We start from the raw sequence: 12,401 nt of genomic DNA, 5'->3' as shown, positions 1-12,401 counted from the left end.
GGGTCAGAAATCCGGTTTTCTACGCAGTAGTAGGTATTCCCTTTCACATCTTCGGCATTACGCTCCGGCCTATTGAATGCGACAGGCCCGGAACTGTCCGGGTTACGACTATAAAGGGGAGGAACACTTATATGGATCGTCGTTCATTTCTGAAAAAATCCGCTCTGGGCGGATCGGCTGCTGCGGCAACGGCACTGGCGGCTCCGGCCTATGCGCAGGGTCAGCGGACCCTGACCATGGTAACCTCGTGGGGCCGTGGCCTTGCGGGCGTGTTCGACAGCGCACAGCGCTGCGCCGACAGCATCAACGCGATGTCGGACGGCAGCCTGAACGTTGAAATCAAAGCTGCGGGCGAGCTGGTTGGCGCGTTTGAAGTGTTTGACGCCGTTTCGTCGGGTCAGGCCGATATGTACCACGCGGCGGACTACTACTTTGTGGGCCAGCATCCGGGTTATGCCTTCTTCACCGCTGTTCCGTTCGGCATGACCGCGCAGGAACTGGTGAACTGGTACTATCACGATGGCGGCATGGAGCTGCATGACGAGCTGGGCTCGATCTTCGGCCTGAAATCCTTCCTGGCTGGCAACACCGGCGCGCAGGCAGGTGGCTGGTACTCGAAAGAGATCAACGGCCCCGAAGACTTCCAGGGTCTGAAATTCCGTATGCCGGGTCTGGGTGGACAGGCGCTGGGCAAACTGGGTGCATCGGTTCAGAACATTCCGGGTTCGGAAGTGTATCAGGCGCTGTCCTCGGGCGCGATTGACGGCACCGAGTGGATCGGTCCGTGGGCCGACGAAAAGGCCGGTTTCCAGGAAATCACCAAGACCTACTACACCGCAGGCTTCCACGAGCCGGGCGCGGGTCTGTCGCTGGCCACCAACCGCGACGTGTTCGATGAACTGACACCGGCGCAACAGAAGATCATCGAGATCGCAGCCGCCGAAGCGCACCAGTGGAACCTGGCGCAGTTCCTGGCCAACAACGGTGCAGCCCTGCAGCGTCTGCAGTCGGGCGGCGTGAAGGTCATGGAATTCCCGGATGCCGTTTGGGACGCCTTCGGTCAGGCCAGCCAAGAGGTTCTGGACGAAAACATGGGCGACGAGCTGTTCAAGCGGATCCACGACAGCGCCATGGAATCGATGGCAGCATCGTCGGCGTGGAACAACCTGTCGTCGGGCGTCTATACCTCGCAGCGCGACCGCGTTCGCGGCTAAACGCCAGTCATCAGACTAAACGGTTTCCCCGCCTGCGTGGGGAAACCTTTCCTGTTGCGTATGCGCGGCCCCATCATGCCGCTATAATCAGCAATGCAACCGACGCGACCCGGGGACAACATGCAGGACGATAACGGTATCTCGTTTTTCGGCGCCCTGTGGAATGGACTGATCTGGTTCATTCAGAACATTGCCGAAGCCTTCTATAATTTCGGATATGCGGTGACGCATCCGCAGCTGTGGCTGAACTGGTCCGACAAAGAGGCGATCATGCGCTTTGTCTATTACGGCGGCTCGGTCGAGTTCTTCTTTGTGGTCTTCACCCTGTTTCTGGTTCTGACGGCCATTGGCCTCTACTACCGAAACTTCATGTGGGGCATGGTGCGCGGCCTCGAAGGGTTTGCGAACACAACCGGGCGCTTCTTTGCCTGGGCGGGTTTGCTGATGGTGATCCAGCAGATCGTAATCGTCTTCATGCAACGGGTGTTTGCGCGGCCTGATATGTCCTTTGGCCTGGGTATCCCTTTCAGTCAGGATATCAGTTGGTTCGCGGAAGAACTTAAACTTTATAACGCCATGGTCGTGTGCCTGTGCTGCACCTATACATTCGTTCAGGGCGGGCATGTGCGGGTTGACCTGATCTATGCGGGTATCAGCCACCGGGCCAAGCGCGTTGTTGATATGTGCGGTTCCGTTCTGTTCATGATGCCAATGGCGGTGCTGACGTGGATGTATGGCTGGTACTTCATGTGGCGGCACCTGATCGTGCCGAAACCATCGGCCAGTGACACGCTGGATCGCCTCGTGGCCAAGTCACGCGCCCTGCGCTGGAACGTGGAAACCATCGGGTTCAGCCCCAACGGGTTCAACGCCTACTTCCTGTTCAAAATCCTGCTCGTTCTGTTTGCGGGCATGGTGTTCCTGCACGCGGTCGCGTTCCTGTGGCGGTCGTATCTGGAATACGTGGAAGGCCCGGAAAGCGCCGGAAAATACCTCGACAAGGACAGCCTTGGCGAGGGTGAAGAAGCCTATGAAGGCGCACATTAAGGACGGAGACCAAGACAATGCTATTCGGACTTGATGGCGTCGAGATAGGCCTCATTATCGTATTCTTCTGCCTCTTCGGAGGTATCCTGTCCGGGTTCCCGGTGGCCTTTGCCATCGGCGGGGCCGGGGTTATCTCATTCGGTATCATCGCCGCGCTGGACAGCGCCGGGCTGCTGATCCATCAGGCAATCGATACCAGCTCGCAAATGTACCGCGATCTGGTCGCAACGGGGGTGAAACCGGATTCGGTCTCGGTGTTCCGATACCCTGACTTGCCGAGGATAGGAGAACCGGTTTTCCCTGCAGGCTGGGAAACCGCGCTGGATCGCAACGTGTCCTTCATCGTGAACCGCATGAACGAACGTGTTCTGGCCGGTCAGTCGATTGAGACTCTGCTGGCCGTGCTGATGTTCGTTCTGATGGGCATCACACTGGAACGCTCGAAGATCGCAAACGATCTGCTGACCACAATGGCCCGTGTGTTCGGCCCGTTGCCGGGTGGTCTGGCGGTATCTATCGTGGTTGTGGGTGCGTTTCTGGCGGCCTCTACCGGGATTGTCGGTGCGACCGTGGTGACCATGGGCTTGCTGGCCCTGCCGACCATGTTGCGCAACAACTACTCGCCCGAACTGGCAACAGGCGTGATTGCGGCCTCGGGGACGCTGGGGCAGATTATTCCGCCCTCGATTGTGATCGTTCTTCTGGGGACATTGGCGGGTGATCTTTATTCGACCGCGCAGGAAACCCGCGCGGTTGAGGCCGGGTGTACCGATGCGCTGACCTATCTGGGCGAGCCTGCGGTGGTCTCGGTCGGAACCCTGTTCCAGGCGGCGCTGCTGCCCGGGATCATGCTGGCCTTGCTCTATGCGCTTTATGCCTTTGGCTACGCGCTGCTGAACCCCGACAAGGCCCCCGCGGTGGAACTGACCGGCGGCTCGGGCGAGGCGATCACGCGGTCCGAAGGTCTGACATGGTTGCTGGGTGCACCGGCTGCGATCATTATTGGGGCGATCCTGTTGGGCAGTGCCGGGGTGATCGGCAGCCAGAATATCTCGGTCTCGGCCTTCTCGGATGTGGGGCAGGGCGCATCACTGCGCACGAACGTGTCCGAAGAGTGTAAAGCGTCGATGATCGACCTGCACGGTCAAGCGGCCTGGGATCAGGCGGTGGCCGAGCAGGAAGAGATCGACGCCGCCGGTGGCATCGCCAACGCCGAACGCCTGAGCGAAGAGGAACTGGCCACCGCGCGCGAGGCCAAGATCGCCAGCGCCGCGCCTATCGGCACGGGTGTCGCGATCGTCGTTGTTCTGCTGGCGCTGACCCTGGTACTGGGTCGGGGCATCGCCCCGTCGCGTTCGCCGCAGCCTTTGATCGTGGGGGCAATTGGTCTGCTGTTGATGTTGCTGGTCGATATCCTGTTTATCGCGCCGACGACCTCATCCGGGCTGACCTTTGTTCTGCTGGCCATACCCTTTGCCATCGCGATTTACGGGTGCAGAGAGGCCGCCGCGCGCTGTGCGACAAACGATCTGATCCGGGTGGTGTTCCCGCCACTGGTTCTGATCATCGCCGTGCTGGGCTCGATCCTGGGTGGTATCACCAACCCCACACCCGCTGCGGCGCTGGGGGCGGGTGGTGCGATCATGCTGGCAGCCTATCGCAAGCTGCAGGATCAGGAACGGTCGGGCAGCGTGATCATCTGGTCAACCTTTGCGGTGATCATCTGCCTGCTGATGGGCGTGAATTTCGATCTTCGCATCTCTCAGGGGAATGTGCCGGTAGAAACCTGGATCGCGTTTATCCTGGCTTATGCGGCATACCTTTATGCTCTGTTTGGTCTGGTCTTTGGCTGCTGGGTCTTGTTCTCCAGCGGGGTTCTGAGCCCGGTGGTGCGGGAAACGGCCAAGGTGACCTCGATGGTGTTCACCATCCTGATCGGGTCGCAGTTGCTGAACCTTGTGGTGATTTCCTTCGGGGGCGAACACTATATCCAGCAGTTCCTCAAGAGCTTTGACAACGAGTTCACTGTATTCCTGATCGTGATGCTTGTGCTGTTCATTCTGGGTTTTGTGCTGGATTTCCTTGAGATCATCTACATCGTGATCCCCATCGTGGGCCCGGTGATCTATGGCGGGTCGTTTGATCCGAAATGGGTGACGATCATGGTGGCGGTGAACCTGCAGACCTCGTTCCTGACGCCGCCGTTCGGGTTCGCGCTATTCTACCTGCGCGGGGTTGCGCCGAAAGAGGTGACGACGGGCCATATCTATCGTGGCGTGGTGCCGTTTGTGATCATTCAGGTGGTGGGGATTGCGATCCTGTGGTCCTTCCCGGCGATTGTGACCATTGTGCCGGATCTGATTCCGAATTGATCTGATTGCGTGATCAAATTGAAAAAGGGGGCCTGCTGGCCCCCTTTTGCTTGTTTGTTTGGGGTTAAGGGGCCAGCCCCTTCTTGGCCTGCGGCCAATTCAACCCCGAGATATTTTTGGCCAGATGAAGAATGGATCAGGTGAACTGGATCAGGTCCCAGCGATTGCCGAACGGGTCGCGCCAGACGGCGACCGAGCCATAGGGTTCATGGCGCGGCTCTTCTTCGAAGGTGACGCCTTTGCCTTGCATGTTCGTGTGGTCGCGTTCGAAGTCATCGGTTTGCAGGAAGAAACCGACCCGGCCGCCCGTTTGGTTGCCGATGGCGGCGCTTTGATCCGGGCCGTCGGCTTTGGCCAGCAGCAGGGAGGCACCGTCAGAGCCGGGAGGTGTGACAAGGACCCAGCGTTTACCGCCGCCGAGGTCGATATCCTGTGTCAGGGCGAAGTCCAGCGTTTCAGTGTAGAATTCGATTGCAGCATCATACTCCGGCACCACAAGGGTGACGGCGTGCAGGGTTTGTTTCATGTTGGGTCAGCCTTTGGTGGGGTGGCGGTCTGGCAGTTGGATATTCGCCACCTGTTCGGCAATGGGTGCCGAGGACAGAGGGTGATGAGACTCGTCCGAGAAGGTGTCGGGGTTCCGGATCTTCTGCCATTGCCCCTGCACATAGGCTTCGAGCCCTGAGAACTTGGCCTTGTACCCCATTTTCGGACTGCCGGGCACCCAGTAACCCAGGTAGATATAGGGCAGGCCGGCCTCGCGCGCGATTTCGATATGGTCGAGTATCATGTAGGTGCCCAGAGAGTTCTGAGGCTGCAGCGGATCATAGAAGGAATAGACCATGCTCAGCCCGTCATCGAGCACATCGGTCAGGCTGACGGCAATCAGGTTGCCGGTTTCGGGGTCGGCATATTCCACAACGCGGCTGCGGATCGGGGTTTCCTCGATCATCGCGGCGAATTCGAAGACGTCCATATCGGCCATGCCCCCATCGGCGTGGCGGGTGTCGAGGTAGCGGCGGAACAGTTCGTATTGTTCGTCCGTGGCCCAGGGCGATGTGGCGCGGCGTTGCAGGTAAGAGTTGCGTTTTGCCGCGCGTTTCTGGCTTTTGGTCGGGTGAAAGGCGGCAACGTCGATCCGGGCCGACAGGCAGGCCGCGCAATCTGTGCAGGACGGGCGATAGAGCACGTTCTGCGACCGGCGAAATCCTTGTTGTGACAGGGAATTGTTCAGCTGGTCTGCGCCTTCGCCTTGCAGGGCGGTAAAAAGCTTACGTTCCATCCTGCCCTCAAGATAAGGGCAGGGCTGGGGGGCCGTCACATAGAATTGTGGCGCAATTGGCAGCGTGTGTCGCATGAAGGTCTCATGTAGCCTCGGACCGGATGATAGCAACGGTTTTTGATGCCGCCAAGTGATTCACGCGAAGGCTGTTCAGGCCCGCTGATTGATCATGACTGTGCCCAGGAAGGCATCGGTCAGGCCCTGACAACGGGCGCTGGTCAGCATCATGATGATCGAGATGATCTGGACTACGAAAAACGCCATGCTGATGAAGTATCCGGCGGTATGGGCCACGGCTTTGCCCATATCCATACGCTCGTCGAAGGCATCGCGCAGCTCGATCCCCATGAAGCGCATGCCCAGCGTGGCCGAGCCGTTCGAGATGGTGATTACCCGGTAGACAAAGCTGATGACCGCATAAATCAGCGGCAGGAAGAACAGCCCCGCGCCAAATGTCAGGAAGACGGGCACGATGCACAGCAGTGAGATAAAGGCGATGTCGAACAGCCACGCGACAAAGCGTTTGGTCGCGACGGATCGGTAAAATTCGGGCTGGCGATCAGGATCGGGCAGGTGGGTCATGTATAGCTGTCTCAGAGATAAGGTCGTGTCACCCTGTCCCGAAAATTCGGGACAGGGCAAGGGGCTTTAGGCAGGTTCGCCTTTGCCTTCGTCTTCGGTGTTCTCGCGGGCGCGTTCATCCATGAACTGGTCGAACTCGGCCTTGTCCTTGGCTTCACGCAGGCGATGCAGGAAGGCCTCGAAATCCTGCTGTTCGCGTTCCAGCCGTGCCAGAGTGTCTGCCTTGTAGGCGTCGAACGCGCTGTTACCCGAGGGTTTCATGGCGCTCATATGGCTGTGCCAGGATTTGCGGCGGCTGCAGGACTTGCTGAACATGCGTTTGCTCCAGATCATATAGGCCAGAAGGGCCAGGCCCAGGGGCCAGAAGAAGATGAAACCAAGGACCATGGCGGCGATCCAGGCGCCTTTGCCTTTGTCGTCCATCCAGGCCTCGGTGCGGTGAAGCCATCCCGGGTTTGCAGGGGCGGCGGGTTCGGACAATGCGGTCATGTGGTCTCTCCAGGGTTTGATGTAAATTCCTTTCACATTGTCTAGATGGGGAGGTTCTGACCGGTTGCAAGGGGTCGATGTGAAAAAGATTTACATTTTGTGGATCGGTTGACGGCAGAGGGCTTCGCGCGCAGGGTGCAGGCATGACTGTAGAAATCGAAACCGCCCCTTCGCTTGCTGATATTCTGAAGCTTGAAACGCAGGTCTGGGCCGCATTGGTCAATGGTGATGCCAGCGCCGACAGGGCGCTGTTGAGCGCTGATTTTCTGGGTGTTTACCCCTCTGGCTTTGCCAATCGCGATGACCATGTGGGTCAGTTCGCAGATGCACCGACAATGGCCGAGTTCAAGCTGAGCCAGGAACAGTTGCGGGTTCTGACGCCTGACATCGTGCTGTTGTCCTACAGGGCGGATTACCTGCGCCCTGACGCCACCGAATGGGGCGCGATGCTGATTTCCTCCCTGTGGGAGCGTCGGCATGGGGTTTGGGTCAACAGCTTTAGCCAGGACACTCCGGTTCAGGACCTGTGATGCGTTTGCCCCATTGACCTTGCCCTGCGGCGATGCGCAGGGTCCGGGTATGACTGAAAGCCTGTCCATCAATCGTCTGCCGCGTGCGTTTGATCCCTCGCTGGGGGATGAAACGCGCGCTTTGATCCCGGATCTGAATGCTGAGCAAGGCGATTTGATCGTCGGGACGGCCGGGTCAAGCCCCTATCTGAAAGGTCTGATCGAGCAAGAAAGAGAGTGGTTGCCAAACGCGCTGCACCATCCGGACGAGGCGCTGGACGAGGTTATGGCAACGGCCCGCGCGCTTGCGCCTGACCAGCTTAAACCGGGCCTGAGACTTGCCAAGCGCCGCATGGCAGTGCTGACCGCTTTGGCCGACATCGCGGGCGCATGGCCGTTGGAAAAGGTGACCGCTGCTCTGACCGAGTTCGGAGCTTTGGCGGCGGATGTGGCGGCCAAGGCCGAGATTGCCACCCTGATCCGGCGCAACAAACTGCCCGGCATGACCGAGGATGACGTGGAGACCGCCGCCGGTATGGTCATTCTGGCGATGGGAAAGATGGGTGCGCATGAGCTGAATTACAGCTCGGACATCGATCTGATCGTGTTGTTTGACGAGACGCGGTTTGATCCGGATGACTTTTATGAAGCCCGGCAGGGAATGGTGCGGGCCACCCGCAATTTCTGTGCCACGCTTAGCGACAAGACCGCCGATGGTTATGTGTTCCGTACCGATTTGCGGTTGCGGCCCGATCCGGCGGTGACTCCGGTCTGCATGGCGATGGAAGCAGCCGAGCGGTACTACGAAAGCTTGGGCCGCACGTGGGAGCGTGCAGCCTATATCAAGGCGCGCGCCTGCGCGGGCGACATTGCAGCCGGGCAGCGGTTTCTGGAAACGCTGCGCCCCTTTGTCTGGCGTCGGCATCTGGATTTCGCCGCCATTCAGGACGCCCACGACATGCGCCTGCGCATTCGCGAGAACAAGCGGACGGGCGGCAGCCTCTCGATCCCGGGCCACGACATGAAACTGGGGCAGGGCGGGATACGCGAGATCGAGTTCTTCACCCAGACCCGCCAGTTGATCGCCGGGGGACGCGATCCGGATCTTCGCGTGCGGGGGACAGTGCCCGGACTGGCAGCCTTGGCTGCAAAAGGCTGGGTGCCGGAAGACGTTGCTGAAAAGCTGACCGATCACTATCGCGCCCATCGCGAGGTCGAACATCGCATCCAGATGATCCATGACGCCCAGACCCATAAGGTGCCGAAATCCGCGGACGGGATCGAACGCGTCGCCTGCCTGATGGGGACCACCAGCGCGGACCTGACCGCTGACCTGACCCGCCACCTGAGCGAAGTGCATGAGCTGACCGAAGGGTTCTTTGCCCCCGGACCCGGGGCGTCTCCGACACCGGAACAAGAGGTCACGTTTGACAAGAGCATTCTGGCCCGATGGGCGACCTATCCGGCGCTGCGCTCACAACGGGGCAGGCGGATCTTTGACCGGCTCCGGCCTGAGCTTTTGTCGCGCCTCGCCAAGACGGCCAAGCCCGAGGAGGCGCTGTTGGCGCTGGACGGGTTTCTGGCCGGTCTGCCTGCTGGCGTGCAGCTGTTTTCCCTGTTCGAGGCCAACCCCCAACTGATTGATCTGCTGATCGACATTGTGGGCACGTCTCATGCGTTGGCCTCGCACCTGTCGCGCAATGCGTCTGTGTTCGATGCCGTGATCGGTGGCAGTTTCTTTGCCGACTGGCCGGGGCAAGCGGCGTTGCAGGCGGAACTTGCGCAGGCGCTGGAGGACGAGGCAGATTACGAGACCCAGCTTGATCTGGCGCGGCGCTGGTGCAAGGAGTGGCATTTCCGTGTCGGTGTGCACCACTTGCGTGGGTTGATCGACGGCGCGCAAGCCGGTCGCCAATACGCCGATCTGGCGCAGGCGGTCATCGCGGCGATCTTGCCTCATGTGGCCGACAATTTCGCCCGCAAACACGGGCCTGCACCGGGCCGCGGTGCGGCGGTTCTGGGCATGGGGTCGCTGGGGGCAGGGCGGATCAATTCACAATCCGATCTGGACATGATCGTGATCTACGATCCGCTGGATCAGGATATGTCCGATGGCCCGCGTCCACTGGCGACACGCACATACTATGCCCGTTTCACGCAGGCACTGATCACGGCGTTGTCGGCCCCGATGTCTCAGGGTCGGCTCTATGAGGTCGATATGCGCCTGCGCCCGTCGGGCAATCAAGGGCCGGTGGCGACCAGCTGGGCCAGCTTTACCCACTATCAGCAGGAAGAGGCATGGGTCTGGGAGCATCTGGCCCTGACGCGCGCCAATGTGGTTGCGGGCGATAGCGGTTTGGCCAATGACATTGAAACCTTCCGGGCCGAATTCCTGTCGCACCCGCGTGAGGCCGACAATGTGCTGCATGAAGTGGCCGAGATGCGCACCCGACTGGCCGCTGCAAAAGCACCTGCTGGCGTTTGGGACGCCAAAAACGGCCCCGGCCGGATGATGGATATCGAGTTGATGGCGGAGACCGGCGCATTGCTGGCGGGCATCGCGGAGCGGGATGTCCGCTCGGGCCTCGACGGTGCAGTCGCTGCCGGTTTTCTGGATGTCGCGCAGGCACAAACGCTCAAGGACAGTTACGATCTATGCTGGTCGGTGCAATGCGCGGCGCGGCTGCTTTCGGGCAAGGTGATCGAAGCGGATGACATTGGCGAGGGCGGAACCGCCTTCCTGTGCCGGGCCACAGGGTTCGATCAGGTCGACGCGCTGCAAGCCGCGCTGCAAGACAGTTACACATCCGCCGCCGCGATCATCGGCAGCGTAATCAAAGAGGGCGAAGATGGCGCGCAGCACTGATCCCAACGACCCCAAGGGCCTGATCCGCGAGGCGTACAACATCGAAGGTATCGCCCTGCCGGAATGCCGCAGCATTTTCCTCGACTGGGCGCTGAGCTTGCCGGACGGGTTGGATCAGAAACAGGCGCTGGCCACCTTGCACGCCGCCTATGCCGCGCAGGAGGCAGATCACCCGATGACACAGGTGCTGGCCGAGGGGTTGCAATCCGCTCAGGCCCCGAAACGACGTGGCGGCTGGCGCTCGCGCCCGCGCTAAGGGCTTTTCCTTCGCTCTGTTCGCGACTATGAGGCGATCATGACCCAAACCGCCGACCGCCCCCGTATCCGCCTGAAACCCAAAGCCAACGCGCGCGGTCTGCGCCACGGGTTCCCGTGGGTCTACGCCAATGACATCGTCACCGACCGCCGCACCCGAAAAATCCCCGCCGGGGCGCTGGCCCTGCTCGAAGATGACAAACGCGCGCCAATTGCCTTGGTGGCCGTTAACCCCGAGTCCAAAATCATGTGCCGTGTGCTGGACCGCGATCTCGGCGCCGAATTGAACGCGGATTGGTTCGAAACCCGCCTGCGCCGCGCGCTTGACATGCGCGAGCGTCTGTTCGACGCGCCATACTACCGCCTGATCCACGCCGAGGCGGACGGCTTTCCCGGTGTGATCATCGACCGCTTCGGGGACGCCTGTGTGATCCAACCGAACGCCGCCTGGGCCGAGGCACATCTGGACACGCTCACCGACGCGCTGGTCAAAGTCACCGGAGTAACGACCGTCCTCAAAAACGCCTCAGGCCGCACCCGCGGGCTTGAGGGGTTGGATGACATGAACCAAACCCTGCGCGGGTCGGCCCCGGACGCGCCGTTACCGGTGCCGATGAATGGCGCGACCTATATGGCCGACCTGACTGGCGGCCAGAAAACCGGCCTGTTCTACGATCAGCGCCCGAACCATGCCTTTGCTGCCCGGCTGGTTCATCCCGGCGCACAGGTGCTGGATGTGTTCAGCCATGTGGGCGGCTTTGGCCTCGCTATGCTGGCCGGAGGGGCCGCGCAAGCTACCTGCGTCGATGGCTCTGCCGCCGCTTTGGAGTTGGCAAGCAAAGGGGCCGAGGCAACCGGCTGCTCGGGTCGTTTCCGGACCCGCCAGGGCGATGCTTTCGACGTGCTGACCCAACTGGGCGAGGAGGGCGCGCAATTCGACGTTGTCATCTGCGACCCGCCCGCCTTTGCGCCGTCGAAACAGGCGCTGGATGCGGGGCTGCGCGCCTATGAGCGCATCGCGCGTCTGGCCGCGCCGCTGGTCAAGCCCGGTGGCTATCTGGGCCTCTGCTCCTGCTCACACGCCGCCGATCTTGGACGCTTCCGCGACGCCTCATCGCGCGGGATTGGCCGGGCCGGACGCCAAGCGCAACTGATCCACACAGGTTTCGCAGGCCCCGACCACCCGCAACTGCCGCAACTGGCCGAAAGCGGTTACCTCAAAGCCGTGTTCTACCGGCTGTGAAGGCGGTTCTGGACACCTGCGTCATCTACCCCACGGTGATGCGAGAGATGCTGTTGGGTGCTGCCAAACTCGGCCATTTCACCCCGATCTGGTCTGCACGCATACTGGAAGAATGGGCCCGCGCCGCCCGCAAACTCGGCCCCGAGGGCGAGGCCCAGGCCCGCGCCGAAATCGCCCTGGCTCAGGTGCAATGGCCGCAGGCCGAACGCGCGCCCGCACCGGGGCTTGAACAGCGCCTGTGGCTGCCTGACCCGGCAGATATCCACGTTCTGGCAACTGCCATTGACGCCTCAGCCGACCTTATCGTCACGGTCAACGCCAAGGATTTCCCCAAAAACATCCTTGCGGAAGAGGGGCTTGACCGCCGCGACCCCGACACTCTGCTTCACAGCTTCTGGCAAACCGACCCCGACGGCATGACCAATATCGCCAACCAGGTCCTGGCCGAAGCCAACCGCCTGTCCGGCGATCAATGGACCCTGCGCGCGCTGATGAAAAAAGCCCGCCTGCCGCGCCTGGGCAAAGCACTCATTCAATAGGCC

The 12,401-nt window shown here is 60.9% G+C and carries 12 protein-coding genes; 8 read left to right on the top strand and 4 right to left on the bottom strand.

Translation table 11 applies throughout. The features are described 5' to 3' along the window. The first annotated feature begins 131 nt into the window (after window positions 1-131). From ACR0C9_RS11245 to ACR0C9_RS11235, 3 genes are all read left to right on the top strand, one after another. Entirely contained in the window at window positions 132-1,214 is a 1,083-nt protein-coding gene (locus tag ACR0C9_RS11245; protein ID WP_170450010.1) for a TRAP transporter substrate-binding protein DctP, read from the top strand. A gap of 120 nt (window positions 1,215-1,334) precedes the next feature. Further along, window positions 1,335-2,261, top strand: a complete 927-nt coding sequence (locus tag ACR0C9_RS11240; RefSeq protein ID WP_480781040.1) for a TRAP transporter small permease subunit — start codon at window positions 1,335-1,337, stop codon at window positions 2,259-2,261. A 17-nt stretch (window positions 2,262-2,278) separates the two neighbouring features. After that, window positions 2,279-4,633, top strand: a complete 2,355-nt coding sequence (locus ACR0C9_RS11235) for a TRAP transporter large permease (RefSeq protein WP_480781039.1) — start codon at window positions 2,279-2,281, stop codon at window positions 4,631-4,633. 136 nt (window positions 4,634-4,769) lie between these two features. Here ACR0C9_RS11235 and ACR0C9_RS11230 read toward each other — a convergent pair whose 3' ends face one another. The 4 genes from ACR0C9_RS11230 to ACR0C9_RS11215 all read right to left on the bottom strand — a co-directional run bounded on the left by ACR0C9_RS11230 (window position 4,770) and on the right by ACR0C9_RS11215 (window position 6,986). Continuing rightward, window positions 4,770-5,159: a VOC family protein gene (locus ACR0C9_RS11230; protein ID WP_170450016.1), complete on the bottom strand. Its 390-nt coding sequence runs from the start codon at window positions 5,157-5,159 to the stop codon at window positions 4,770-4,772. 6 nt (window positions 5,160-5,165) lie between these two features. Next, on the bottom strand, window positions 5,166-5,990 hold the full coding sequence (locus ACR0C9_RS11225; RefSeq protein WP_170621960.1) for an arginyltransferase: 825 nt from the start codon (window positions 5,988-5,990) through the stop codon (window positions 5,166-5,168). Window positions 5,991-6,065: 75 nt separating this feature from the next. Beyond that, window positions 6,066-6,497, bottom strand: a complete 432-nt coding sequence (locus tag ACR0C9_RS11220; RefSeq protein ID WP_480781038.1) for an RDD family protein — start codon at window positions 6,495-6,497, stop codon at window positions 6,066-6,068. 66 nt (window positions 6,498-6,563) lie between these two features. Then, window positions 6,564-6,986, bottom strand: coding sequence for a DUF2852 domain-containing protein (locus tag ACR0C9_RS11215; RefSeq protein ID WP_170450023.1), 423 nt, complete (start codon window positions 6,984-6,986; stop codon window positions 6,564-6,566). 143 nt (window positions 6,987-7,129) lie between these two features. Between ACR0C9_RS11215 and ACR0C9_RS11210 the strand changes: the two genes are divergently transcribed. From ACR0C9_RS11210 to ACR0C9_RS11190, 5 genes are read left to right on the top strand one after another with little or no spacing between them, the layout of a single operon-like run. Next, window positions 7,130-7,516, top strand: a complete 387-nt coding sequence (locus tag ACR0C9_RS11210) for a DUF4440 domain-containing protein (protein WP_480781037.1) — start codon at window positions 7,130-7,132, stop codon at window positions 7,514-7,516. 49 nt (window positions 7,517-7,565) lie between these two features. Then, window positions 7,566-10,361 carry a [protein-PII] uridylyltransferase family protein gene (locus ACR0C9_RS11205; protein ID WP_480781036.1) on the top strand — a complete coding sequence of 932 codons (2,796 nt, stop codon included), beginning with the start codon at window positions 7,566-7,568 and terminating at the stop codon, window positions 10,359-10,361. Next, window positions 10,345-10,617: a hypothetical protein gene (locus tag ACR0C9_RS11200; RefSeq protein ID WP_170519229.1), complete on the top strand. Its 273-nt coding sequence runs from the start codon at window positions 10,345-10,347 to the stop codon at window positions 10,615-10,617. The genes ACR0C9_RS11205 and ACR0C9_RS11200 overlap by 17 nt, the downstream gene beginning before the upstream one ends. A gap of 39 nt (window positions 10,618-10,656) precedes the next feature. Beyond that, window positions 10,657-11,859 (top strand): RSP_2647 family RNA methyltransferase, encoded by a 1,203-nt coding sequence (locus ACR0C9_RS11195; protein ID WP_480781035.1) that lies wholly within the window; start codon window positions 10,657-10,659, stop codon window positions 11,857-11,859. Continuing rightward, window positions 11,856-12,398, top strand: coding sequence for an RSP_2648 family PIN domain-containing protein (locus ACR0C9_RS11190; RefSeq protein WP_480626128.1), 543 nt, complete (start codon window positions 11,856-11,858; stop codon window positions 12,396-12,398). Before ACR0C9_RS11195 ends, ACR0C9_RS11190 begins: the two co-directional genes overlap by 4 nt. The last annotated feature ends 3 nt before the right edge of the window (window positions 12,399-12,401 follow it).

The organism is Ruegeria sp. C12, assembly GCF_056537745.1.
This window is presented reverse-complemented; position numbering and strand designations above follow the sequence as displayed.

Coding starts and splice junctions, on each gene's coding strand:
- ACR0C9_RS11215 (WP_170450023.1), bottom strand. CDS start 6,986: ATGACCGCATTGTCCGAACCCGCCGCCCCTGCAAACCCGGGATGGCTT.
- ACR0C9_RS11235 (WP_480781039.1), top strand. CDS start 2,279: ATGCTATTCGGACTTGATGGCGTCGAGATAGGCCTCATTATCGTATTC.
- ACR0C9_RS11200 (WP_170519229.1), top strand. CDS start 10,345: ATGGCGCGCAGCACTGATCCCAACGACCCCAAGGGCCTGATCCGCGAG.
- ACR0C9_RS11195 (WP_480781035.1), top strand. CDS start 10,657: ATGACCCAAACCGCCGACCGCCCCCGTATCCGCCTGAAACCCAAAGCC.
- ACR0C9_RS11205 (WP_480781036.1), top strand. CDS start 7,566: ATGACTGAAAGCCTGTCCATCAATCGTCTGCCGCGTGCGTTTGATCCC.
- ACR0C9_RS11245 (WP_170450010.1), top strand. CDS start 132: ATGGATCGTCGTTCATTTCTGAAAAAATCCGCTCTGGGCGGATCGGCT.
- ACR0C9_RS11230 (WP_170450016.1), bottom strand. CDS start 5,159: ATGAAACAAACCCTGCACGCCGTCACCCTTGTGGTGCCGGAGTATGAT.
- ACR0C9_RS11210 (WP_480781037.1), top strand. CDS start 7,130: ATGACTGTAGAAATCGAAACCGCCCCTTCGCTTGCTGATATTCTGAAG.
- ACR0C9_RS11225 (WP_170621960.1), bottom strand. CDS start 5,990: ATGCGACACACGCTGCCAATTGCGCCACAATTCTATGTGACGGCCCCC.
- ACR0C9_RS11240 (WP_480781040.1), top strand. CDS start 1,335: ATGCAGGACGATAACGGTATCTCGTTTTTCGGCGCCCTGTGGAATGGA.
- ACR0C9_RS11220 (WP_480781038.1), bottom strand. CDS start 6,497: ATGACCCACCTGCCCGATCCTGATCGCCAGCCCGAATTTTACCGATCC.